This window comes from Enterococcus sp. DIV0574, assembly GCF_051711125.1.
In the GTDB taxonomy this organism is placed as follows: Bacteria; Bacillota; Bacilli; order Lactobacillales; family Enterococcaceae; genus Enterococcus_D; species Enterococcus_D gallinarum.
The window spans coordinates 2,398,531-2,421,305 of record NZ_JBIOMA010000001.1 but is presented as its reverse complement, the minus strand read 5'-3'; the positions used below and the strand labels follow the sequence as shown (position 1 = coordinate 2,421,305).

The window sequence follows — 22,775 nt, the reverse complement described above, 5'->3', positions numbered from 1 at the left end:
ATTTATGGCGATTCATTTAGAATCAGTCGCATTTTCATTTCAAGATCGCTTAATCTTTAACAATCTAGATTTAACCTTAGATAAGGGCCATACATACGTCGTCTTGGGAAAATCAGGGGTTGGTAAAAGTACCCTGCTCTCATTGTTGAAAGGGTGGCAGCTGCCGCAATCAGGTCATATCGATTATGGCGATAGCCATCCTTCTGAGATCGAATTGGTTTTTCAAGACTTACGTCTGTTTCCGTGGCAGACAGTTTATCAAGCGGTAGAAATGCCTCTTCAAATCCAAAAAGTCCCCAAAAACCAAAGAGAAAAGTTAGTCGAAACGTGCTTACAAGCGTTAGAACTAGATTCTTACAAAGCGCGTTTCCCTAGTCAACTGAGTGGCGGCCAAAAACAGCGAGTGGCAATGGCAAGAGGATTAGTGACCAGTCCAGCATTTTTACTGTTAGATGAGCCGACATCGTCTTTGGATCAGGAAACCAAAGAACGTACGCAAAATCTGATTTTATCTGAGCAACAACGACTTGCGAACGGTTTAGTCGTAGTGACCCATGATACAGAAGAAGCGGCTTACCTTGGCGAGACGATCCTATTGGTTCAAGAACATCAAATACATCAGATCAAAAACCCAGTTTTCCACCAAGCTAACCGCCGTGAGACGATGGACTTTTATGCTTTTTCATTGGCATTGAAAAAGAAGATGAGAGGAGAAGTCAGATGAAAGCCGGACGTTCTTTTTTGTGGGGGGCAATGTCGTTTTTATTGTTATGGTGGGGAATCAGCTTGTTAGCGGATAACCGTTCGCTGCCGGACCCTTATCAAACTTTCCAACGATTTTGGCAATTGCGTGCAGAATTAGGGTTACATGCAGGGGCCAGTATGATTCGTGTCCTGATCTCACTATTTTTTGCGTTGCTGATCGGTATACCTTTAGGGATTTTTCTCGGAAGAACAAAAATAGCAGCAATCGTTGATCCTCTGCTCTATTTCTTATATCCGATTCCAAAGGTCGCTTTTCTGCCAGTTTTCATGATTTTTTTTGGTTTAGGGAATGTTTCAAAGGTGATCCTGATTTTTTCGGTGATCGTGATTCAAGTTGTGGTTTCGATTCGAGATGGGGTAAAAGAAATCCCAGCAACTTACTTTCAAGTGATGCAAAATTACACGCAAAACCCGCTGCATCAGATCCGTTTCTTGATTTTGCCAGCAATCATGCCGGCATTGTTTGCCAGCATGCGGGTAAGTATTGGTATCTCGCTTGCCTCCTTGTTCTTTGCGGAAAACTATAATACGACTTATGGCGTCGGGTACTTGATTTTGAGTGCTTGGTCTAAAATGGATTATGAGCAAATGCTGTCAGGCATCGTTGTGATTGCATTGATGGGCTTTTTCTTCTTTGGTGTGGTGGATGGATTAGAAAAATGGGTGTGTCGCTATCGCAGCTGATTATTTTCCATCACTAAATCAAGAGTTTCATCTTGCTATTAAAGAATTCTTCGCTCGCAGAGGTCGAGAAGTGGTTCTTTTCTTTTTGTGCCAAGTGAGGGGAGATAAATTTGGAAATGATCGTGTAATTGTGAGCAATTTCGTATATAATATATGCAGTTGATTGAGAATTATTCTCAGTAGAAGGAAGGATAAGAATGAAAGAAGCAGATTTCTCAAAAAATCTCTTTGATTTAGTGTCGGAACATCCGGAAATCAAAGACATTATGAGCAAACTTGGCTTTACTGCCATCAATAAACCCGGCATGCTCCAAACTGCCGGTCGCTATATGACGATTCCGAAAGGCGCACAAATGAAAAAGATACCTTTGGAAAAAATCATTCAATCTTTTGAAAACCAAGGTTTTCTTGTGAAAGGAGTCGACAAATGAGAACGAAGGAACAACGGCAAGAACGAATCGTCGAAATTTTGAGCTTGCTTCATCAAGGCGGTTCTTTTGAAGAAGCTAAACGCTTATTCAATGAAGAATTTGACGGCGTAGATGTCACTGAGATCACCTCGGCAGAAAAAGCATTGATTCAAAGCGGTTTAGACCCTTCGGAGATCCAACGTCTATGCAATATCCATGCGGCTGTATTTAAGGGATCGATCAACGAGATCCATCATTCAAATGAAGAATATGGACAACCTGGTCATCCAGTCCATACCCTCAAGCTAGAAAACCAAGTCCTGCAATCGTTATTGACGGACGAAATCGACGGATTGCTCAAGAAAATCAAAAAGGGGGACTGGTCACAAAAAGGACGTCTGCAAGCAGCACTGCAGGATCTGTTACAGATCGACAAACATTATGCAAGAAAAGAAACGCTGATCTTTTCATATATGGAGAAGTATGGCATCTCTGCTCCGCCGAAAGTCATGTGGGGAGTCGACGATGATATTCGCGAGATGATCAAAGAGTTGAACCAGTATTTGGCAACTGACAAAGCAGCATATAATCCTCTAGCTGAAAAGTGGCAGGCAGTAAAATCTGAAATTGAAGAAATGATTTTTAAAGAAGAAGAAATCATGGTTCCTATGACATTGGATGTCTTCAGTTTAGCGGATTGGCAACGGATCGCGGAAGATAGCTTTGACATTGGGTTTGCTTATATTCCTGAACCATTGCCTTGGAAACCAAGCCAAGAGTCACTGGAGAAAGAATTGGAACGGGAGCCAGCTCGTCAATTGGCCATCAAACAAGCTCAAGAAACCACAGCTGGTATTGCCGCGGGACTTGGGTTTGAAGAATTCGCTGAACCGCCAGTGACAACGACTGCTCCCACGAACCAAACCATTGAATTTCCCACCGGCTCCTTGCAGCTGGAACAATTGATTGCTATGTTCCAAACATTGCCAGTCGATCTGACGTTTGTGGACAATGAAGATCGGGTACGTTTTTATTCTGAAGGGAAGAGTCGAGTCTTCCCCCGGACAAATTCAGTGATTGGTCGAGAAGTAGTGAATTGCCACCCACCTAAAAGTATGCACATTGTTCAAAAAATCTTAGACGATTTTCGGTCAGACAAAAGAGAAACAGCTGATTTCTGGATTGACATGCGGGGACGAAAAATCTATATTCGCTATTTTGCGTTGAAAAATCCAACGGGGAAATATCTAGGCTGTCTGGAAGTCACGCAAGACATCACAGAGATCCAAAAGATCGAAGGACAAAGTCGGTTACTGGATGAGGAGTAGGAATGGAGTATTTACTCAACAAAACACATGCAAGCAGAAAAAAATGATAAAAACGCTTGCACGAAAATCAAATAAATAGTATAGTATAAACAATCAAATGGGTAGTTACTGATAATGCAGGCTATACCTTCGTACGTGTGTATGGATCCTACACATGTATTGAGGTATAGCCTTTTTTCATTTTAAGGAGGTGAGAAACGTCTTGAAGATCAAAAAGATTCTAAATAATAATGCGGTTTTGGTCGGAAAAGATGGCAAAGATTTTATTTGGATCGGCACCGGGCTGGGCTTTAAAATGAAACCGGGACAAGCAGCAGACGAGACGAAAATAGAGAAAGTATTTGTATTGCATAAGCAATCCTCAGATCGTCTGATTCAGCTGTTGGAAAATATCCCGATTCAGTATGCTTCTTTAGCAGATGATATCATTTCGTATGGGAAAGAAAGATTGGCCTATCGGCTCAGTGATTCCATCTACATTTCTTTGACGGATCATTTATTCAATCTTATCAAATTAAAAAAAGAAGGAATCAGTATCAATAACCGTTTGTCTTGGGAAATCAGGAAATTTTACCCAAATGAATTTTCGATTGGCGAATATGCCATCGATTTGATTGAACAAAAAACAGCTTTTGAATTGGATGAAGCAGAAGTCAGTAATATTGCAATGCACTTTATCAATGCACAGATCAATGATAACTCAGAGCAAATGGAAGATATTCAGGCTTTGACGAAAAAAATCAAAGACATTCTGTCACTGATACGTATTCATAATCGAATCGCGATCAATGAAGATAGTTTAGCTTTTGAACGTTTTGTCACACATTTACGCTTCTTTTTTAAACGATTAGAAAATAGCAGCACCCATGAAGACATAGGAAACCCGCTGCTTGTCCACGTTGTCGACAAATACCCAAAAGCTTATGAAACGACACGTTTGATTGAAGACTATTTAAATACGACGCTATATGATGATGAACAGCTTTATCTGACGCTACATGTGCAAAAATTAATTGAAAATAAATAATCAAGGTGTTACTGGTGATGCAGGCAAGACTTGACGAAACTACTGCGCGTAGTTTTGTTTGGTCTTGTCTTTTTATTACCGGTCAGAGAGAGGAAGGGCAACGATGCAATACCAAGAATTGAACGAACAGATCTTAAAAAATATTGGTGGTAAAGAGAATATCAATGGGTTGACCCATTGCATGACGCGATTGCGATTTAAATTAAAAGATGAAAGTAAAGCCCAAACACAAGTGATCAAAAATCTACCCGGTGTGGTAACTGTTGTTCAAAGTGGGGGGCAATATCAAGTGGTGATCGGTAACCATGTTGCAGAAGTCTATAACGAGTTTACCGAGTTAGCTGGATTGGGACAAGGAGCAGCAGCAGCAGACGAACCAAAAGGTATCCTGAATCGTTTTATTGACATTGTTTCAGGAATTTTCACACCGGTGATCAATGTCTTGATGGCAGCCGGGATGATCAAAGGATTTTTAGCATTGTTGACAACATTTAATGTATTAGACAAAGCGTCAGGTACTTATCTGATTTTAAATGCTACCGGAGATGGTTTGTTTTACTTCTTCCCATTATTCTTGGGTTATACCGCGTCAAAAAAATTTGGTGGAAAACCGTTTATCGGCATGGCGATTGGAGCAGCATTGGTTTATCCAACCATCGTTGCGGCCAATGGTGGTAGTGAGGCCCTATTTACAGTTTTTGCAGGAACACCGATTGAATCACCTGTTTACCTTACGTTTTTGGGGATTCCGGTTATTCTGATGAATTATACTTCAAGTGTGATTCCAATCATTGCTGCTGCATACTTGGCTGCCAAACTTGAAGCACTTTTTTCTAAACTGATCCCGCGAGCTGTCCGTAGCTTTTTTGTCTCTTTCTTAACTTTAGTGATCACAGTTCCTTTAGTTTTCTTGATTGTAGGACCAATCACTACATGGGCAGGATTGCTGATCGGGCAAGGATTGTCTGCCGCCTATCAATTTAGTCCAATCATCGCAGGCATTGTGATCGGCGGTTTTTGGCAAGTCTTCATCATGTTCGGTCTGCACTGGGGCTTTGTTCCAATTGCGTTGAACAATTATGCCACATTAGGCTATGATGTAGTTATGATGGCAGGATTGGCAACTCCTGTTGCAATGGCTGGGGTAACTTTAGCGATTTTTCTAAAAACAAAAAACAGAAAATTAAAAGAAATCGCATTTCCTGCTTTTCTTTCAGCACTTTTTGGCATCACAGAACCGGCACTCTATGGCGTAACTTTACCGAGGAAAAAAGCTTTTTATACTACCTCATTTGCGGTAGCCGTCGCTGGTGGGATCATGGGGATTTTTAACACCAAAGTTTATATCAATGGTGGAACGGGCGTTTTTGCTTTACCTCGTTTTATCCATCCCGAAAATGGGATCGACAATAGTTTTATCGGGTTTGCTTTAGCTAGTCTAGTAGCTTTTGTATTAGGTTTTGCGATTACTTTCTTCTATGCTTATAATTCCAAAACTGAAGACGTAGAGGAGCAACCGGAAACAGAAGCGCCAGCTCCATTGATCAATAATGAAGTGGGGCAAACGGTGCTTTATGATTTAAGTGCTCCGTTAAAAGGCGAGATCCTTCCGTTATCAGCAGTGGAAGATGAAGCTTTTGCAAGTGGATTGTTAGGGAAAGGCTTAGCGATTCTCCCGACTGAAGGAAAAGTATTTGCACCTGCTGATGGTGTCGTTTCAACACTTTTTCCTACAAATCATGCAATCGGTATCACCACAAATGAGGGCATTGAGGTTCTGATCCATATCGGCATGGATACGGTGAATTTAAAAGGTAAATACTTCCAGCCGAAAGTTGCCCAAGGGGACACTGTTACTAGAGGACAATTGCTTTTGACTTTCGATCAAGATGCACTCGTCCAAGCCGGCTATTCTATTGTTACCCCGGTCATCGTATCAAATACCAATAATTTTTTAGATATCGTTGAAACAGATAAATCAGATGTTAATAACATGGATACCGTTATCACGGTTGTCGGATAGGAGTGAATGATTCTTGAAAAAAAATATCGTTTTGTTTGTAGCAGATCAGATGAGAAGTGATTCAATGGCACATATGGGCAATCCTGCTTCCATCACACCTCATTTGGATCAGTTGGCAGAAGAAGGTGTCTCATTTGAGAATGCCTATTGTCAGAATCCAGTTTGTGTTCCCTCGAGAAATAGTTTTTTGACAGGGTTTTATCCCCATGTCAATGGGCACCGGACCATGCATTACCTGCAACGTGAAGATGAGCCTAATATTTTGAAAGAAATGAAGAACCAAGGCTATGAAGTTATTTGGATCGGCAGAAACGATGTCGTTCCAGGTGATCGTCCCAAGACCGATTATTGTGACGAATATTATGATGGTGTTGTGGATGCCAATACACGAGATGCGAAAAACAGTGAAGTCAATCATTCTGCAGATATGAATGAAGCCAGCCAAAAACTTTATGATGAGATGCTTTCTGGTGATAATTATTATTCATTTTATATGGGAAAATTGCCTGATGGAGAGGGCTATGGCAAAACCGACTGGAATTGTGTTCAAAAAGCGCTGGAATTCATTGAACGGCGAGGAAAAGAGAAATCAGATAAGCCATTTTTTATCTATTGTACGATTTCTTTTCCACATCCGCCATATGCTTGTGAAGATCCTTGGTATTCAAGCATCGACCGTAAGAAACTTCCGAAACGTCGACCAAATATTCAGGAAATCCCTAATAAGGCGTCAATGCTTTACGGAATCAATGAAAAACAGAATCTTAATGATTGGACAGAAGAACGCTTTGATGAATTGCGGGCAACTTACTTAGCAATGGTCTCTCGCTTTGATCACCAGTTAGGACTGATCCAAGAGAAGCTGCAGGAAACTGGGTTTTATGATGATACGCATTTGATCGTCTTTAGTGACCATGGGGATTATACGGGAGATTATACAATCACCGAAAAAGTCCAGAACTGTTTTGAAGACCCAATTTCGAATGTGCCTTTATTAATCAAACCAGCTAAATCCATTCAAAGTGTTCCACGGATCACTAAAGCACAAGCCGAGCTAGTTGATTTGCCTGCAACCATTGCAGAATTGGCAGAAATCGAACTCTCCTATACTCAGTTTGGCCGCTCATTGGTACATGTGTTGACAGGAGATGAAGAGCATAAGGACGCGGTTTTTTGTGAAGGTGGAAGAATCCATGGTGAAACCCAAGCAATGGAACTTGGTCACGGACCTCAATCTCCTTACTGGCCGCGTTTGGCAACACAATACAGCGAAGGTCCCGAACATACCAAAGCAGTTATGTGCAAAATGGGCAAATACAAATACGTCATGCGTTTGTATGAAACGGATGAACTGTACGATCTAGAACAAGATCCGATGGAGATCAACAATTTAGCATTGACTGAAGACTATCAGGATCTTCTACAAACTATGAAAAATCGTGTCACCCAATTTTATATGGAGACAACTGATTATGTGCCAATGAAACGGGACAAACGTTGATCCATTATTTCGTAAAAGAATCGAGGCTTCTACCATGAAACATATTTCAGTATTGATCAAACCCGCATCTTCCCTCTGCAATCTTCGCTGCAGCTACTGCTTTTATGCCAATGTCAGTTCCTTGCGGGAAGTCCGCTCGTTTGGCAAAATGAAAGAAGAAGTGACAGAGAAAATGATCGAAAATATTTATGCAGACTTAGAAGACGGTGATCAATTGACATTAGCGTTTCAAGGTGGAGAGCCAACGATGGCGGGCCTCAATTATTTTCGAAAAGTGACCCAACTAGTGGATCAACAGCAAAAGCAGGTACAGGTCCATTATGCGATTCAAACGAACGGGACCATGATCAATGAAAAATGGTGTGCTTTTTTGAAAGAACATGATTTTTTGGTCGGTCTCTCGATCGATGGCCATCCGCTCTACCATGATCTGCACCGGGTCGATCCGAAAGGAAGAGGAACTTTTCAGCGAGTGCTGCAAACAAAACAGCTGTTTGACCACTTTGAGATTGACTACAATGTGCTTTGTGTCCTGACCAATCCATTGGCTAAAGAGGCTAAGAAAGTCTTTCGCTTTCTAAAAGAACAAAAAATCGATTTTGTCCAGTTTATTCCTTGTTTAGATGATTTAGATGTGAAAGAAAGAAATAGTTATGCCCTCACACCAAAACGTTTTGCGGGATTTTACCACCAGCTTTTGCAGTTATGGCTGCAAGAATTAGCGGAGGGGCATTATGTGAGTATCAAGCTTTTTGATGATCTTTTGAATCTATTGGTCAAGCAACAAGTCACCGCCTGCGGGATCTTAGGAAACTGTCAAGTGCAATATGTCATTGAAGCAGATGGCAGTGTTTATCCTTGTGATTTCTATGTGTTAGATGACTATCGAATGGGGTATATTCAAGAACAGACCTTGCGTCAGTTATTTGAACAGGACATTGCAAAAACGTTTGTGTGTCAACGGCCCGAAATGCCAAAGAAATGTCTGAGTTGCCCGTTTCAAAAAATGTGTCGTGGCGGCTGCAAACGAATGAAAGATGCCATCTATGTGGATGGGGACTATTGCGGTTATCAGCAACTCTTGCAGGAATTTGTGCCGCAGATCAATCGGATTTTAGGTTTGTTACAGGGGGTAAGTGTGTGATTGGGTTCATTTATTTTATAGTGATCGTGTTGGCGAATACGGTTGGTGCCGTTTCAGGCATGGGGGGCGGCGTTCTGATCAAACCTATTTTTGATTTTATCGGCGCCCATTCTGTTGCGGCCATCTCGTTTTATTCTGCCGTAGCAGTCTTTACTATGTCGCTGGTTTCTACCGCAAGACAGTTGGCTAGCGGACATAAGATCAATTGGCAAATCGTCCTTTGGGTTTCAGGAGGCGCCATCTTAGGCGGTATCTTGGGCAATGTCGCTTTTGATCAGCTGTTGCTGTTTTTCCAGAATGAAGACCATGTACAGATGGTGCAGATCTTTTTGACCGTCGTGACGTTGTTGTTTGCTTTCTTTTATACCAAATATGACTGGCCCGGATTCCAACTGAAAAATAACTTCTGGTATTGCTTCTGTGGTTTAGTCCTTGGTTTTCTAGCCAGTCTTCTAGGAATCGGCGGCGGACCGATCAATGTTTCTTTGCTGATGCTGATGTTTGCTTTGCCAATCAAAGAAGCGACAGTCTATTCGATTTGTACGATTTTTTTCTCTCAATTGGCGAAAATCGTGACGATTGCTGGGACCACTGGATTTGGCCTCTATGACTTAAAGATTTTGTGGTTTGTGATTCCAGCCGCGATTGTTGGCGGTTTGTTAGGGGCAAAAGTCAGCACTGTCCTCTCACCACAAAAAGTGACGCTGGTCTTCCAGACAGTCATCCTCTTGGTGCTAACCATCAATCTTTATAACGGCTATCAATTATTATAGAAAGAAGGCAGATGGGATGATCAAGATTCCTGCTGGAACGTATCGAATTGGCACGGATACAAAAGCTGGCTTTGAAGAGGACCAAGAAGGTCCCAAGATCCAAGTTGAGATGGCCTCTTTTGAAATCGATGAAACGACTGTTACCAATCAGATGTTTGAAGCATTTATTGCGGCAACAGGCTATGTGACGGAAGCAGAACAGTTTGGCTGGTCGTTTGTCTTTCATTATTTTCTTTCCGAAAAGACGAAACAGAGGAGCCAACTGATCCCCAATATGAGTTGGTGGTATGCGGTTGCGAGAGCAGACTGGCGACATCCTGAAGGTCCGGACTCATCGATTGAGCAACGGATGGATCATCCAGTCGTCCAAGTCTCGCGAAATGATGCGTTGGCATTTTGCCGCTGGGCAGATAAGCGGCTGCCAACAGAAGCTGAATGGGAGATTGCCGCGAAAGGTGGTACAGAGAATGACTTTTATCCATGGGGGACAGATTTTTTAGCTGGAGAAGACTATCACTGCAACATCTGGCAAGGCGCGTTTCCCAAAGCAAATACGAAGGCAGACGGCTTTGCGAGTACTGCACCTGCTCGGTTTTATGAGCCGAATGGCTATGGACTTTATCAAGTCATTGGCAATGTGTGGGAATGGTGCAGCAATCCCGCAAGGATACCATTGGAGCAATTTCGTTCATGGGACAGCCATTTTTTTGAGCAACGATTTCAGCAGGTGGATGATGCCATGTATGCGACACGGGGAGGGTCGTTCTTGTGTCATGAATCTTACTGCAAACGTTATCGGATCGCAGCCCGCAATGGAAACTCCGGGATGTCTGCGGCCAATAATTTAGGCTTTCGCTGTGCCAAAAGCTAGGCGTGTCTGTGAATAATAATAAAAAAACTATCTAAAAAATCTTGATTGTCTCATTGCTTTTTTTTAGCAAGTCGTCCTTTGATAGGAACAATCAGTGATCGCTTAGATAGTTTTTTGTTTAATTGCTGTCTTAATAAATGATGGAAGTAGGGCCTGTGTTGACCGATTAATCCCATTGAGAAAGATAATTTCCTGAAAGATCATAAACCAGATTCAGTGCAGTATGTCCCCGAATATCATCGACACCGACCGTCCAAGTCCATTTGCCTTGAGAACCATTTAAGATCACGATACTAACTCCGGGATAATAATGGTCTAATTTCGCAACCCGTTTTTCCGTTTCTTTGATAACCTTGGGAATAACGCCCCAATCGATTTCATTATAAGCAATGGTCTCTTGAATAGGTAACTCGATCGTATCACTGTCTTTCTGCCATTTTTGTAAAAGATTTGTCGAATAATACCAGTATTCATCTTGTAGTTTAGTGGTGGGGTTGATGATTCGCGCGACTGCATAGACGCCGCTTTTCAAAGGAATGTTCCGAATGTGATAGCTATAACTGATGAGCTGAACCTCTTGATCTTTCAGCGCTTTTTTGTCGGTTAATTCAGCCATGATCGCGGAAGCAGAGGCTTCTTCTCTAAAAAAATTTCGGTCGAAGGGTAGCAAGGTTGTTAAAGCACCAAATGCTAACAAGATGCTAGGGAGAATGACCAATGTGCCGATCCAATAGAACAAAGCCCTTTTTCTTTTTCTGATACCAAAAAATAATGCCAAGACTATCATTAGTGCTATAACGAAATACCAGAGTAGCGGAAGATAGCCGATCACTTGGTCGCGAGTTTCTACAACTGTGTACTCATCCAGCCCAAACCAGTTTTCGGCAATATTGATGTTCGTCAGTACAACGATCCCTAAGATTCCTGCAATGATGAGCAGGAGGATGAAATAAAAAAGCAGAGAAGGGAGAAGCTTGGAGTTACGTTTTTTATCAGTCATGGGTCACTTCCTTTGTCGGTTCATTGTGAATGAGCTGCTATTCCTAGTCCAGCCAAAATCTATTTATCTAAATTATTTTATTCGCTGTTGACACTAATTATACAACAAATAAAAAAAGAGACAAAAGGCAATGCAAACAAAAAGATCTGATCCATAGAAAGTAGAGCAACTATGGATCAGATCATTCGTTTCTTGCTTTTTATTTATCAATGATTATCGGTTCACGTTGTCTTGACGAGCAATACCAACAAAGAACTTCAAGCAATAAATCGCGCAGATACCGACAATTACGTAAATGATTTTAGCGAATAATGTAGTTGATCCGCCCGCAATTGTTGCAACCAAGTCAAATTCAAATAGTCCAACCAATAACCAGTTTAGGCCGCCAACGATAAGTAGCGCTAAAGCTATACTGTCTAATACTTTCATTTTAGAATTCTCCTTTCTTTGTGCATATTTATAGTATATAGCATGTGTTTTGTTTTGGGAAAAATACTGCTTGAAGAAAATCGTCACTGTTTATTCGCCATCATCGGATACTTCGATATTCTTTTCTTTCTCTCCATTTTGTTTCCGTTCATTGTAAATAAATACATGACGGACGATCTTCAACAATGGTCGGATCGTTAAGAAGATTGCTCCTATCAGATAGGCGATAGTTCCATAGATCGCAGGCAGATCTGTCAAGGACACGATACTTCCGAAAATATAAAATAAACCAGTCAAAATATCATTCGTTAGGGAAATCAGCAGATACCGGTTTTTGAAATAGACATGAAAACGGCGTCCTTTAATAATGACGTCTTCGTCTTTACCAAGTTCGATCTGATGTTCATTTCGTTTGATTTTTGGCACTGAGGGCGATCATCCTTTCTTTGCGTTAATTTGGCTTTAATACCACTTTGATGTTGTTATCTTCTTTTTTGTCAAAAATGTCATAAGCCGCAGCGGCTTCTTCTAAAGGCATGGTATGAGTGATGATCGGTGTTGGGTCGATCTCCTCTTTTTGGATCATTTCATAAATTTTTGGCATTAAGTGGATAACGGGTGCTTGTCCATGTTTCACTGCCACATTGCGCATGAAAAACTCTTGTAAAGGGTAGGACGATGCTGGAGTCATATAGACACCAGTAATTTGCACGGTACCAAATTTTTTGACCGCTTTCGCCGCCATTTGGATCGGTGAAATCGTACCACTTTGCAAGCTGACCAAATTTTTGGCTTTTTCTTTGACGGGTTCTAAACCATCCATACCGACGCAATCGATGATGACATCGGCGCCGCCTTTTGTTAATTCATACAAATCATCAGCGCTTGTCGCAAGGTCATCCAATTGGAAGGTCTCTACCTGATTGTAGCTTTGCGCCTTTTCCAGTCGATGGGCAACTGGATCGACCGCAATCACTCGTTTCGCACCAGCCATAACGGCGAACTTTTGGGCAAAAAGTCCTACAGGTCCTGAGCCAAGAATAATGACGGTATCGCCTTGTTTGACACCCGCATTTTGGACACTCCAGTAGGCAGTTGGCAAAATGTCTGATAGAAAAAGCACTTTTTCATCCGGGATCGCGGTATCTGGAACGACAAACGAAGTGAAATCAGCAAAGGGAACCCGTAAGAATTCTGCTTGTCCACCCCAATGATTGCCATTCAGCTTACCAAAGCCAAAGAGGCCACCATAAAGTTGATCAGAAGAGTTATCACATTGGCTCTCCATCTCATTTTGACAAAAATGACAATGTCCACAGCCAATATTAAAAGGGATGACAACACGGTCCCCTTTCTTCAATTTTTGAACTTGACTGCCGACTTCTTCAACGATCCCCATTGGTTCATGACCAACAACGTACCCTTCTTCTAGTACTGCACCACCGTGATGATACAAATGAAGATCAGAGCCGCAGATCGCTGTTGCTGTAATTCGAATAATCGCATCTGTTGGTTCAATGATCGTCGGATCACTCACATTTCGAACTTCCATTTTTTCTTTTCCTTGCCATGTTACTGCACGCATACTTGTTCCTCCTTTTATGAGATGTGACGGGAAAGGTTCCTGGTCGTGTGATTGACTGCCATTTCTTCTTTTGGGATGACAAAAAATTCGTGTTCTTAATAATTGTGCCGGGAAAAAATGCTTTTGACAAAAGAAACGCTCATGGTTTACCAGCCGAATTTTTTGCGATCGGCAAGACAGTTGAAAACAGAATAGTTGATTTAACTAAACAAGCGTGACACTATAAAGGTGGATCGAAAACAGGATCGATGGGCTCATCCATCGAAGCGTATCCCCAATGAGGACTCACATAAAAGTAGAAAAGAGGAGAAAAACATGGATATTACGATTCGTGGAAAAGCATCTTGTGTGAATTGCAAGGAAAATTATGATGGCAAATTGATTGTTCATCTGCAAGAAGATGCAGATGGGAAGCTGAAAACAGTTCCGCCTCTAGAAGAAAACGAGTTACACTCAGATGAAATCGCTATTCATTATGATTATGGTGAAGTAAAAGATGCGATCGAAGGCACCTTTGTCTGTCCTGCATGTCAGACAACAAATGATGTCCGCATCGAGATACCGCAAGAATTACTGCATAATAACTAAAAAAGAAACGCCAGTGGTTGGCGTTTCTTTTTTAGTTATCTGTCCGATCAACCACTTCGACATTGAAGTCTTGCAAGATTTTCAATCCAGAAGACTCATGGTTTCTACCTGAAACTAGCTGTTGATTAATGAGAAAATCGGCTTCTGGAAAAGCACTCTGAATCTCGATCGTATTAGACAACACGCAGATGTTGGTTTCTACTCCGGTCACTTCGATATGTTTTTGTTCATTTTTATCATTGAAAAGTTGCTCCTTGATTTCCAAGAGAACTTCAGGTGGGATACTAAAGTAATATTTTTTTATTACTTTTTCATTCGGCAACGGTTGCAGTTCAGGAACGATCTGTAACGCTTCTTGTTCTTCATCAGGAGTATCTTTACAATCAATCGGGATATCTCTTGTAAAAAGGATATATTCACCTTCTGCACGAGCTTGTTGAAGCCGTTTTGCGATTCGCGTGATCAAAGCAGGGCTGTCAGAAATAAATGATTGACTATTTTCATCACGAATCTGATTCTGCATATCAATAACAACTAACATTGACGATTCCTTCTTTCTTTTTTTCATAAAACATAGTTTTATTTTCATTGTTCTTTCTTAAGTGATAAAAAAATGAAAAAAGAGAACAATAGCTTAAGAAAAATCCTCTAAAACTATCATGCCTGAAAATAAATAAGATTTCAAAGAAAACGCTCCAAAAAATCTCCGGCTATGAAATTCGTTATTTTTTTTGATAAAAAAACAATGCTTATTGTTTGCTCATTACTAAGAGTCATGATACTTTAAAATTACAACATTATAAAATAATGATAAAAATGAAAGCAGGGATAAAAGATGAAAAAGGCACTATCAATAGGGTTGTTGCTGTTTTCGACCGCATTGGTGACAGCGGCTTGCGGCAGTAATTCGGAAGACAAAAATACTGACGCATCGGGAAAACAGACAAGTGATGGGAAAATAACATTAGATTTTTGGTCTTTTTGGGGATCGGGGGCTCGCCAAGAAGTCATCGAAGAGATCATCGACGATTTTAATCAGTCACAAGATGAAATCGAAGTGAAATATAGTTACCAGCCTTGGGGAGATATTTGGACGAAGTCTCTCTCGGCAATCACTGCAGGAAATCCACCGGATGTTATTGTTCAAGACATCAATTCAGTCGCGCAGCGTGCAGAAGCACAGCAAGCAACGAACTTGAGCGAGTACGTTAAAGATGGCATGTCTGATGAATTTTATCCTCAATTATGGGATACGGTAGAATATGAAGGAGACCCTTATGCAATTCCTTTCAATACCGATACCCAAGTGATTTTTTATAACAAACAAATTTTCAAAGAAGTAGGGATCAGTGAAGATCAGTTACCCCAAACATGGGACGAACTTGAAACTGTTGCACACAAATTAGATGTCAAAAAAGGCGATGATTTTGAGCGTATCGGATTCTATCCTTTGTGGAACCTTGGCGCGGATGTTTGGGCATTGAACGCTGATAACGGTGTTAGTTGGTTTGACAAAGATGAAAAGGTTTCGATTGACACAGAAAATAAAGTGGAGGCTCTGGATTGGATTCTTGATTGGCAAGATTATTATGGGCAAGATACGATCAATCGTTTAGAAGCTGAGTTTGGCTCCGGTGTAGCAGATCCATTTATTTCTGGTTTGGTGGCCATGCGGGCACAGAATATCAATTATTACTCTAGCTTGATGGAAAATGCGCCAGATGACTTTGATTTTGGCGTCATCCAGATTCCAGAAAAAGAAAAAGGTTCTGGTCACTGGTCATGGGGTGGCGGCTTTGTCTTAGAAGTTCCTCAAGGAGCCAAAAATCCCGAAGCGTCCTACAAGTTTATCGAGTATCTTTCAACCCCAGAAGTTCAAGAAAAATTTGGTGAAAAGAGCTTTGATATTATGGCTAACCGAACAGCAAATGAAAATCTTGTCAAAAATGATCATTTAGATGAAAAAGGTCAAATGATCTATCAAATGGCGGATGAGAATTTTGCTAATACAGTAATCACTCCGGTACCATTGGATGCACCAGATTTCAGCAGTTTAGTCAATGAACAAATTGATCAAATTCTGCTAGGGAATAAAAAACCAGCAGAAGGATTAGCAGATGCTCAAAAAGCAGTGGAAGATCTTGTAGAACAAAATAAATAATAGATTGAGATAGGGAGTTGCGGCTAGCCGCATTCCCTTTTCTATCGTTACTGTTCTCATTGCATCATTGCTATTTTGCTGAAAAAAGATGGCAGAAAACACTTTACTAAAGGAGGGGAATTATGAAAAAGAAACGATCGAGAAGCAAAAGACAAGATGCCCTCTGGGGATATTTGTTTGTAGCGCCGTTTTTGATTGGTTTCATGGTGTTCATGCTGGGCCCTATGTTATTCTCGTTTATCGGCAGCTTTACGGATTATAATCTAACGTCAAAAATGAATTTTATTGGTTTTGGAAACTTCAAACGAATGTTTACGCAAGATGCACTTTTTTGGAAATCACTTTATAATACAATTTATTTTGTACTCTTTAATGTCCCACTGACGACCTTATTCAGTGTCTTTCTAGCTACATTATTGAATCAAAAGATTAGAGGAATCAGCTTTTTTCGGACGACTTTTTATTTGCCAGCGATTTTATCCGGTGTGGCAGTATATGTGTTATGGATGCAGCTGCTGTCGCCTTCCGCTGGTTTGATTAATACTTTTTTAAGCTGGTTCAACATCAAAGGACCGGCCTGGCTGTTTGATCCTGAATGGACCAAACCGGCGTTGATCCTAATGAAAATTTGGAGCTCTGGGGGGGCGATGCTGCTGTACTTGGCGACATTGCAGAACATCCCCGGAACGCTTTATGAATCAGCAGAGATCGATGGTGCTGGTATGTGGGCTAAGTTTAAACATATTACGATTCCATTGATTACACCAATTATTTTTTATGATGTCATTACGTCGACAATCGGTTCTTTCCAAATCTTCCAAGAAGCCTATGTTATGACGAAAAATGGCACTGGTGGACCAGCCAATTCGCTCTTGTTCTATAATCTCCATATGTGGAATAAAGCGTTTGTAGCTTTTGATATGGGGTATGCAATGGCGATGTCGATGATCCTTTTCTTAATCGTATTAGTCTTAACATTTATCAATCTGAAATTAGCTCCTCGTTGGGTCCACTATGCAGGAGGACAAAACTGATGGCTTCAACAAAGTACACTATCTCAGGAGGGCTGACTGTATGCAGATGTACAAAATAAAGAGCAATTCTCAACAGCAGCGGATCAAAAAGTTAACGAGTTATTTAGTGATGACTGTGATTGGCATCGTTCTGATCATTCCGTTGCTGTGGATGGTATTCACCTCATTAAAGCCAATGGAAGAGATCGTCCGTTATCCACCAACGTTTTTTCCAGAAGAAATCAATTTCTCAAATTATCTTGATACGATCAATGCGTTTCCTTTTTGGCAATATGCAAAGAACACCTTGTTTATCACGGTGTTAGTTGTGTTCGGCAACGTGCTTTCAAACTCATTTATCGCTTATGGATTTGCCAAGTTGGATTTTCCAGGGAAAAACCTGATTTTTTCTCTGGTCCTTTCAACAATGATGATTCCAGGATTTGTGACGATGATTCCACAATACGTGCTGTTTTCTAAAATCGGCTGGGTAGGGACGTATCTGCCGCTGATCATTCCCTCATTTTTTGGGAATGCCTTCAATATCTTTCTGATGCGGCAATTTTACTTATCGATCAATAATGAACTGATTGAAGCGGCAAAAATGGATGGCGCCAATCATCTATATATCTGGAGCCATCTGATGATTCCTTTAACCAAACCTGCACTGATCACGATTGCCATCAATTCATTCAATGGTGCTTGGAATGACTTCTTAGGACCATTGCTGTATATTCAAAATCAAGAAAAATATACACTCCAAATCGGTTTGCAAGTTTTCCAAAATCAATCAACGACACAGTGGAACTATTTGATGGCGGGTGCAACACTGGTCTTATTACCAACGATCCTATTATTCTTTTTTGCACAACGCTACTTTATTGAGGGAATGGATCTGACGGGAGGAACCAAAGGATGAGAAAGATAGAGCCGCAGCGTTTATTCAATGGTCTGATTACTTGGATCAATTGGATGCCCAAATTGATTCTTCTACAATTTTTGTGGTTGGTTTGCTCAATGCCTTTTTTTACAGTGGCAACAGCGACAAGAAGTATGATTGCGGCGATTAAGCAGATCAAAGACACTCAAGAGAGGGCAGAACAAGAGAAAACGACGACGATTTTCTTTACGAAATTTTCTGAGCTGTGGCAACTGAATAAAAAGAAAGATATTGTATTCAGCTTTTATAGTCTTTTTCTTTTGATTGATCATTCCATTCTTAGTCGATTTCCACAACCGCTTTTTCAAGTCATGGCCACGATGCTGATCGTGATCTTCATGATCTGTAGCTTGATTTTTTTCTATCAGACGCTTTTAATGGGCGAAAAGAAGCAGCAAGTCAGCTTCTTTTATGCTTTTTATCAAGCCGGTCGCTCACCTAAACGAGTGTTGCTCCATCTTTTTTGGACGATTACGCTATTGTTGTTTTTTGGCTTCTTCGGTCCGGCGTACCTATTTTTGGTGGGAATGAGTGGTTGTTGTTTGATTCAGTTAATTATCTGTCCTGCTTCGATTACTTCAATCCAGATCTCTCATTGAAAAGAGTAGACATAAGTTGAGACAAAACGATACGATACCCTGCATGATGGGGACCGCCGTTTTGGGAACTTATGACTACTCTTTTTAACTGCATTGATTAGGAGCTAATCCATTAAATAAGCAATTGTAGCGGTACCGACCGCTTTGGCTGCAATCAAGAGACAGTCTTCATTCATCATGAAATCAGGACTGTGGTGAGGATGATTGAGATGATCTTCTGTCATACAACCGATATAAAAGAAAAGACTAGGTCGTTCTTGTGCATAGTAGGCGAAGTCTTCAGAGGGATCTTGAGGACCGCAATCAAAGATCTCCTTCACTTCAGGTAAGTGAGCTTCTTTGAGGGAATCAATCACTTGTAGTGTAAAAGCTGGATCATTATAAAGAACCGGATAATTGTCATCATATTCAAGACTGGTTTCGACCGCAAAAGTTTGTGCTAGACCATCTGCCATTCGCTGGATCTGTTGGTGAATCGTTTGACGAGTGGTTTCTTTCATCACACGAACATCTCCCTTTAGGGTCACAGTCTCTTTGATTGCATTAAAGGAACCACTCCCGTCAAAAGAACCAATCGTTAGACTTGCTGTGTCAAAAGGATCGATCCGACGAGAAACGATCGTCTGTAGTTGAGTAACGAAATAACTGCCTGCTACGATGGCATCATTTGCTAGTTGCGGCATGGAAGCATGACCACCTTTGCCACGAATGGTCAAAGTGAAATTTGCCCGTCCAGTTTGGGTTTCGCCAGAGTGGTAGCCAATCTTGCCTGTTTCCATTGAAGACATCACATGGACGCCAAGTACATGATCAATATCTGTTAAACAACCGTCGGCAATCATGCCTTTGGCACCGCCAGGAGATACTTCTTCAGCTGGTTGGTGGATGATGCGGATGCTTCCTTTTAACTGGTCTTTTAAGGTAATCAAATTCTTAGCCAAAACCATTAAATAGGCTGTATGCCCATCATGACCACAAGCATGCATCACACCAGGAACCTGAGATCGAAAAGGCAGCTGATTGTCTTCTTCTACAGCCAGAGCATCAAAGTCGGCCCGTAAAGCCAGCCGTTTTCCAGGTTGCTCACCGATGATATCAACGATCAGGCCATAGCCGTCGCCACATTCTGTGATTTGGCAGTCTAGTTTTTCATAGTAGGCTTTGATATAAGCGGCGGTTGCTTTTTCCTGAAATGAAAGCTCTGGGTGTTGATGCAAGTGCCGCCGAATCGCAATCATTTCCCCTTCGTCTTTTTCCAATTGCTGCATAAGTGTTGTTGTGATATTCATCTGAATCCCTCCTATTTCTACTTTTATCATACACGAAGCAACTATTTTTCTGCACGCGATAACCTAACCTGTTTTCTTGCGTAACAAGTAGGGATTGACAAAATCGCTGTTTCTCTCTATTCTTAAAAAGAGATTTAGTAAACAGTAAACAACGGGGTGGCAGAATGGCAAGTATGAGGGATATTGCAAAATTGGCAGGGGTTTCCGTCGCAAGTGTGTCGCGAATCTTAAACAATGATGAAACATTTAGTATCAACGAAAATACCCGCAAACGGGTGATCGAGATTGCCAACCAGCTGAATTATTCTAAAGACAAGAGCTTGTCGAGTTCGCGAGAAGCTGGCGATAAAAATACGATAGCAATCATTACACGGCATAACAGTGAATCGGAGCGTAATGATCCTTATTTTATGATGATTCGTAACGGAATAGAGAAAGAGGCAGCCAAATGGCGTTTAAAAACGGTTCGTGTCTTCTCGATGCGAGACCAAGACAAAGATCTGACTCAACTGGCAAAGTATGGTGCTGTCATCATCATTGGGGAAATGACGCAAGAAGCATTGCAAGAAATCAGCCGGTACAATCAACATATTATTTTGGTAGATAATTATAGTGAAAACGACGCCTATGATTGCATACAAACTGATTTTGCTCGAAAGACCCATCAAATTTTGGATATCTTAAAAGCAAAAGGACATGAGAACATAGCATTTATTGGTGGTGTTTCCAGTCGAGTAACGATCACAGGAGAAGTCGTTTATGATGAACAAGAAATTCGTGCAGAGAATTACAAAAATTGGATGCTGATGAACAAGCTGGAAGAATACAGTCATGTTTTTCAAGGAAAATGGTCACCAGAGACTGGATTAGCTTTTGGCAGAAAAATCGCCGAGATGACCCCGCGGCCGACAGCCATCATCGTTGCTAGTGATCCCATGGCAGTGGGGGTCTATAAAGCATTAAATGAATACGGGCTGAAGATCCCAGAAGATATATCAGTGGTTAGTTTTGATGATATTCAAATGGCCCAGTTTATGACACCAGCGCTTTCTTCAGTCAAAATGAAAGCGGAAGAAATGGGTCAAATGAGTGTAGAGCTGGCGAAAAACAAATTATTGGGCGTTCGAACAATGCCAGTCCGAGTGATTTGTAAAAGTGAATTGATATTAAGAGAATCGATTGCCGATAAAAAAAGATCATGAAAAATGATCTTTTTTTTATTTTAGAGTTGTGTAAACATTAACTAAACAATTATACTGATTGTAGTAAACGTTTACAGACAAATTAAAGGAGATTAGTTATGAAATTTATTGATAAATTAGCAGAGAAGATGGTTCCTTTTGCCCAAATCATTGCCAATAATAAGTATTTATTGAGTCTGCGTGATGGCTTTATGGTTGCTTTTCCCGCGACAATGTTTGCTTCAATCATGATCATTATTCAAAATTTACCCGCTACCTTTGGCTTATCTGAGAAACTGCCCGCAGGACTGATGACCTTTTTGAATGATTTCTTTGGTCCTATCGGGAACGCAACCATGAGTATCACAGCGATTTTTGTTGTTTTCGGGATCGGCTATCAATTGGCAGGAAAATATGGCCAGCCAAAACTTTTTGCCGGAGCAATCTCATTGTCCTCTTTCTTAATGCTTTTGCCCTACGGTTCTTCCGATGACCTGGGAACAGTGATTCCCCTTTCAAAATTAGGTGCGGAAGGGATGTTCGTTGGGATCATCACAGCGATTATCGCTACACAAATTTATTGCAAGATCAGTGCTTCTGGGTTAACGATCAAAATGCCTGAATCGGTTCCACCGATGATCGCTGAGTCTTTCCTTGCTATCATTCCAGGTGCTGCGCCATTGTTTTTATTTAATTTGATCCGTTACTTGTTTACATTCACGTCATGGGGCAATGCGGTCGACTTTGTCTACGAAATCTTACAGAAACCATTAATGGGATTGGGAGGCACGTTGCCTGCAGTCTTGATTGCCGTTTTATTCACCCAATTCTTCTGGTGGTTTGGGATCCATGGCACACTGGTTGTTAACGCCGTGATTGATCCGATCATGAATGCATTGGCGATTGAAAACTACGAAGCCTATAAAGCAGGTGCAGAACAACTGCCTCATATCATCAATACAACCTTCATGGGCGTTTTTGTAAACCAAGGAATGCAATTAGGGATCTCGATTACGATGGCATTTTTTATTGCTCGTTCGATTCGGATGAAGAAGCTGATGAAGACAGTCATTGCACCATCTGTTTTCAATGTGTCAGAGCCAATGACATTCGGGTTGCCGATCGTATTGAACCCGATTGCTTTTGTTCCGTGGATTTTGGCCCCGCTTGCTAGTACGACGATTTCTTATTTTGCAATCGCTGCTGGTCTTGTGCCTCGCCCAATCGGAGCAACGGTAGTCTGGACGACACCGGTCTTCTTATCTGGCTGGCTGGGAACTGGCTCTGTAGCAGGTGCCATTCTACAATTGGTAACTGTTGCTGTGATGACATTGATTTGGGTGCCATTCCTAATCGTGATGGATCGTGGCTATTTGAAAGAAGAAAAAGAAGAGCTAGCCAAAGAATCGCTCGCACAAACTGGCCCTGCCATCGACGAAAGAATCAAAGAAAGCTAAGCTTAGT

23 protein-coding genes are annotated in these 22,775 nt (G+C 41.2%); 17 read left to right on the top strand and 6 right to left on the bottom strand.

Annotation, left to right across the window (positions count from 1 at the left end; all coding sequences use genetic code 11):
* Nucleotides 1-4: 4 nt before the first annotated feature.
* The 10 genes from IGJ45_RS11730 (at nucleotide 5) to IGJ45_RS11685 (ending at nucleotide 10,526) form a co-directional block, all read left to right on the top strand.
* A complete protein-coding gene (locus IGJ45_RS11730) occupies nucleotides 5-724 on the top strand; it encodes an ABC transporter ATP-binding protein (protein ID WP_138371079.1) in 720 nt (239 codons plus the stop codon).
* Complete coding sequence (locus IGJ45_RS11725) at nucleotides 721-1,449, top strand: ABC transporter permease (RefSeq protein WP_138371078.1); 729 nt, start codon at nucleotides 721-723, stop codon at nucleotides 1,447-1,449. The genes IGJ45_RS11730 and IGJ45_RS11725 overlap by 4 nt, the downstream gene beginning before the upstream one ends.
* A gap of 197 nt (nucleotides 1,450-1,646) precedes the next feature.
* Nucleotides 1,647-1,880 (top strand): DUF1858 domain-containing protein, encoded by a 234-nt coding sequence (locus IGJ45_RS11720; RefSeq protein ID WP_003125896.1) that lies wholly within the window; start codon nucleotides 1,647-1,649, stop codon nucleotides 1,878-1,880.
* Nucleotides 1,877-3,187: a DUF438 domain-containing protein gene (locus IGJ45_RS11715; RefSeq protein WP_138371077.1), complete on the top strand. Its 1,311-nt coding sequence runs from the start codon at nucleotides 1,877-1,879 to the stop codon at nucleotides 3,185-3,187. The genes IGJ45_RS11720 and IGJ45_RS11715 overlap by 4 nt, the downstream gene beginning before the upstream one ends.
* Nucleotides 3,188-3,389: 202 nt before the next feature.
* On the top strand, nucleotides 3,390-4,214 hold the full coding sequence (locus IGJ45_RS11710; RefSeq protein ID WP_349703605.1) for a PRD domain-containing protein: 825 nt from the start codon (nucleotides 3,390-3,392) through the stop codon (nucleotides 4,212-4,214).
* Between the two features lie 103 nt (nucleotides 4,215-4,317).
* Entirely contained in the window at nucleotides 4,318-6,237 is a 1,920-nt protein-coding gene (locus IGJ45_RS11705; protein WP_349703604.1) for a beta-glucoside-specific PTS transporter subunit IIABC, read from the top strand.
* A gap of 13 nt (nucleotides 6,238-6,250) precedes the next feature.
* The gene (locus IGJ45_RS11700) at nucleotides 6,251-7,738 is read left to right on the top strand and encodes a sulfatase-like hydrolase/transferase (RefSeq protein WP_081131513.1); all 1,488 of its coding nucleotides are present in this window, start codon (nucleotides 6,251-6,253) and stop codon (nucleotides 7,736-7,738) included.
* A 34-nt stretch (nucleotides 7,739-7,772) separates the two neighbouring features.
* Nucleotides 7,773-8,882, top strand: coding sequence for a radical SAM/SPASM domain-containing protein (locus IGJ45_RS11695; protein WP_349703603.1), 1,110 nt, complete (start codon nucleotides 7,773-7,775; stop codon nucleotides 8,880-8,882).
* A complete protein-coding gene (locus IGJ45_RS11690) occupies nucleotides 8,879-9,655 on the top strand; it encodes a sulfite exporter TauE/SafE family protein (RefSeq protein ID WP_081131511.1) in 777 nt (258 codons plus the stop codon). The genes IGJ45_RS11695 and IGJ45_RS11690 overlap by 4 nt, the downstream gene beginning before the upstream one ends.
* A gap of 16 nt (nucleotides 9,656-9,671) precedes the next feature.
* A complete protein-coding gene (locus IGJ45_RS11685) occupies nucleotides 9,672-10,526 on the top strand; it encodes a formylglycine-generating enzyme family protein (protein WP_138372175.1) in 855 nt (284 codons plus the stop codon).
* A 166-nt stretch (nucleotides 10,527-10,692) separates the two neighbouring features.
* Here the strand turns inward: IGJ45_RS11685 and IGJ45_RS11680 are convergent, their stop codons facing one another.
* The 4 genes from IGJ45_RS11680 to IGJ45_RS11665 all read right to left on the bottom strand — a co-directional run bounded on the left by IGJ45_RS11680 (nucleotide 10,693) and on the right by IGJ45_RS11665 (nucleotide 13,540).
* Nucleotides 10,693-11,526: a hypothetical protein gene (locus tag IGJ45_RS11680; protein ID WP_005470822.1), complete on the bottom strand. Its 834-nt coding sequence runs from the start codon at nucleotides 11,524-11,526 to the stop codon at nucleotides 10,693-10,695.
* Nucleotides 11,527-11,739: 213 nt separating this feature from the next.
* The gene (locus IGJ45_RS11675) at nucleotides 11,740-11,955 is read right to left on the bottom strand and encodes a DUF378 domain-containing protein (RefSeq protein WP_003125912.1); all 216 of its coding nucleotides are present in this window, start codon (nucleotides 11,953-11,955) and stop codon (nucleotides 11,740-11,742) included.
* Between the two features lie 90 nt (nucleotides 11,956-12,045).
* Complete coding sequence (locus tag IGJ45_RS11670; RefSeq protein ID WP_003125913.1) at nucleotides 12,046-12,381, bottom strand: YrhK family protein; 336 nt, start codon at nucleotides 12,379-12,381, stop codon at nucleotides 12,046-12,048.
* A gap of 25 nt (nucleotides 12,382-12,406) precedes the next feature.
* Nucleotides 12,407-13,540 (bottom strand): alcohol dehydrogenase catalytic domain-containing protein, encoded by a 1,134-nt coding sequence (locus tag IGJ45_RS11665; RefSeq protein WP_081131508.1) that lies wholly within the window; start codon nucleotides 13,538-13,540, stop codon nucleotides 12,407-12,409.
* A gap of 315 nt (nucleotides 13,541-13,855) precedes the next feature.
* On the opposite strand from IGJ45_RS11665, the gene IGJ45_RS11660 reads away from it, so the two are divergent.
* Complete coding sequence (locus IGJ45_RS11660; RefSeq protein WP_081131506.1) at nucleotides 13,856-14,128, top strand: hypothetical protein; 273 nt, start codon at nucleotides 13,856-13,858, stop codon at nucleotides 14,126-14,128.
* A 31-nt stretch (nucleotides 14,129-14,159) separates the two neighbouring features.
* Here the strand turns inward: IGJ45_RS11660 and IGJ45_RS11655 are convergent, their stop codons facing one another.
* Nucleotides 14,160-14,669 (bottom strand): isochorismatase family cysteine hydrolase, encoded by a 510-nt coding sequence (locus tag IGJ45_RS11655; RefSeq protein WP_005470828.1) that lies wholly within the window; start codon nucleotides 14,667-14,669, stop codon nucleotides 14,160-14,162.
* A 294-nt stretch (nucleotides 14,670-14,963) separates the two neighbouring features.
* Here IGJ45_RS11655 and IGJ45_RS11650 point away from each other — a divergent pair, with 294 nt between their 5' ends.
* The 4 genes from IGJ45_RS11650 (at nucleotide 14,964) to IGJ45_RS11635 (ending at nucleotide 18,841) form a co-directional block, all read left to right on the top strand.
* Nucleotides 14,964-16,289: an ABC transporter substrate-binding protein gene (locus IGJ45_RS11650; RefSeq protein ID WP_349703601.1), complete on the top strand. Its 1,326-nt coding sequence runs from the start codon at nucleotides 14,964-14,966 to the stop codon at nucleotides 16,287-16,289.
* A 122-nt stretch (nucleotides 16,290-16,411) separates the two neighbouring features.
* The gene (locus IGJ45_RS11645; protein WP_003125918.1) at nucleotides 16,412-17,323 is read left to right on the top strand and encodes a carbohydrate ABC transporter permease; all 912 of its coding nucleotides are present in this window, start codon (nucleotides 16,412-16,414) and stop codon (nucleotides 17,321-17,323) included.
* Between the two features lie 40 nt (nucleotides 17,324-17,363).
* Nucleotides 17,364-18,221 (top strand): carbohydrate ABC transporter permease, encoded by an 858-nt coding sequence (locus IGJ45_RS11640; RefSeq protein ID WP_021150133.1) that lies wholly within the window; start codon nucleotides 17,364-17,366, stop codon nucleotides 18,219-18,221.
* Nucleotides 18,218-18,841, top strand: coding sequence for a DUF624 domain-containing protein (locus IGJ45_RS11635; protein ID WP_081131503.1), 624 nt, complete (start codon nucleotides 18,218-18,220; stop codon nucleotides 18,839-18,841). The genes IGJ45_RS11640 and IGJ45_RS11635 overlap by 4 nt, the downstream gene beginning before the upstream one ends.
* Nucleotides 18,842-18,945: 104 nt before the next feature.
* Here the strand turns inward: IGJ45_RS11635 and IGJ45_RS11630 are convergent, their stop codons facing one another.
* Nucleotides 18,946-20,130 (bottom strand): amidohydrolase, encoded by a 1,185-nt coding sequence (locus IGJ45_RS11630; protein ID WP_279282102.1) that lies wholly within the window; start codon nucleotides 20,128-20,130, stop codon nucleotides 18,946-18,948.
* A gap of 164 nt (nucleotides 20,131-20,294) precedes the next feature.
* Here IGJ45_RS11630 and IGJ45_RS11625 point away from each other — a divergent pair, with 164 nt between their 5' ends.
* Nucleotides 20,295-21,332 carry a LacI family DNA-binding transcriptional regulator gene (locus IGJ45_RS11625; protein WP_156247957.1) on the top strand — a complete coding sequence of 346 codons (1,038 nt, stop codon included), beginning with the start codon at nucleotides 20,295-20,297 and terminating at the stop codon, nucleotides 21,330-21,332.
* Between the two features lie 98 nt (nucleotides 21,333-21,430).
* Nucleotides 21,431-22,768 carry a PTS sugar transporter subunit IIC gene (locus tag IGJ45_RS11620; RefSeq protein ID WP_176333007.1) on the top strand — a complete coding sequence of 446 codons (1,338 nt, stop codon included), beginning with the start codon at nucleotides 21,431-21,433 and terminating at the stop codon, nucleotides 22,766-22,768.
* The last annotated feature ends 7 nt before the right edge of the window (nucleotides 22,769-22,775 follow it).

Bases quoted from the DNA above. Each gene is read 5' to 3' on its own strand.
- IGJ45_RS11730 (WP_138371079.1), top strand. From the start codon at position 5: ATGGCGATTCATTTAGAATCAGTCGCATTTTCATTTCAAGATCGCTTA.
- IGJ45_RS11725 (WP_138371078.1), top strand. From the start codon at position 721: ATGAAAGCCGGACGTTCTTTTTTGTGGGGGGCAATGTCGTTTTTATTG.
- IGJ45_RS11720 (WP_003125896.1), top strand. From the start codon at position 1,647: ATGAAAGAAGCAGATTTCTCAAAAAATCTCTTTGATTTAGTGTCGGAA.
- IGJ45_RS11715 (WP_138371077.1), top strand. From the start codon at position 1,877: ATGAGAACGAAGGAACAACGGCAAGAACGAATCGTCGAAATTTTGAGC.
- IGJ45_RS11705 (WP_349703604.1), top strand. From the start codon at position 4,318: ATGCAATACCAAGAATTGAACGAACAGATCTTAAAAAATATTGGTGGT.
- IGJ45_RS11695 (WP_349703603.1), top strand. From the start codon at position 7,773: ATGAAACATATTTCAGTATTGATCAAACCCGCATCTTCCCTCTGCAAT.
- IGJ45_RS11685 (WP_138372175.1), top strand. From the start codon at position 9,672: ATGATCAAGATTCCTGCTGGAACGTATCGAATTGGCACGGATACAAAA.
- IGJ45_RS11680 (WP_005470822.1), bottom strand. From the start codon at position 11,526: ATGACTGATAAAAAACGTAACTCCAAGCTTCTCCCTTCTCTGCTTTTT.
- IGJ45_RS11675 (WP_003125912.1), bottom strand. From the start codon at position 11,955: ATGAAAGTATTAGACAGTATAGCTTTAGCGCTACTTATCGTTGGCGGC.
- IGJ45_RS11665 (WP_081131508.1), bottom strand. From the start codon at position 13,540: ATGCGTGCAGTAACATGGCAAGGAAAAGAAAAAATGGAAGTTCGAAAT.
- IGJ45_RS11660 (WP_081131506.1), top strand. From the start codon at position 13,856: ATGGATATTACGATTCGTGGAAAAGCATCTTGTGTGAATTGCAAGGAA.
- IGJ45_RS11655 (WP_005470828.1), bottom strand. From the start codon at position 14,669: ATGTTAGTTGTTATTGATATGCAGAATCAGATTCGTGATGAAAATAGT.
- IGJ45_RS11650 (WP_349703601.1), top strand. From the start codon at position 14,964: ATGAAAAAGGCACTATCAATAGGGTTGTTGCTGTTTTCGACCGCATTG.
- IGJ45_RS11645 (WP_003125918.1), top strand. From the start codon at position 16,412: ATGAAAAAGAAACGATCGAGAAGCAAAAGACAAGATGCCCTCTGGGGA.
- IGJ45_RS11640 (WP_021150133.1), top strand. From the start codon at position 17,364: ATGCAGATGTACAAAATAAAGAGCAATTCTCAACAGCAGCGGATCAAA.
- IGJ45_RS11635 (WP_081131503.1), top strand. From the start codon at position 18,218: ATGAGAAAGATAGAGCCGCAGCGTTTATTCAATGGTCTGATTACTTGG.
- IGJ45_RS11630 (WP_279282102.1), bottom strand. From the start codon at position 20,130: ATGAATATCACAACAACACTTATGCAGCAATTGGAAAAAGACGAAGGG.
- IGJ45_RS11625 (WP_156247957.1), top strand. From the start codon at position 20,295: ATGGCAAGTATGAGGGATATTGCAAAATTGGCAGGGGTTTCCGTCGCA.
- IGJ45_RS11620 (WP_176333007.1), top strand. From the start codon at position 21,431: ATGAAATTTATTGATAAATTAGCAGAGAAGATGGTTCCTTTTGCCCAA.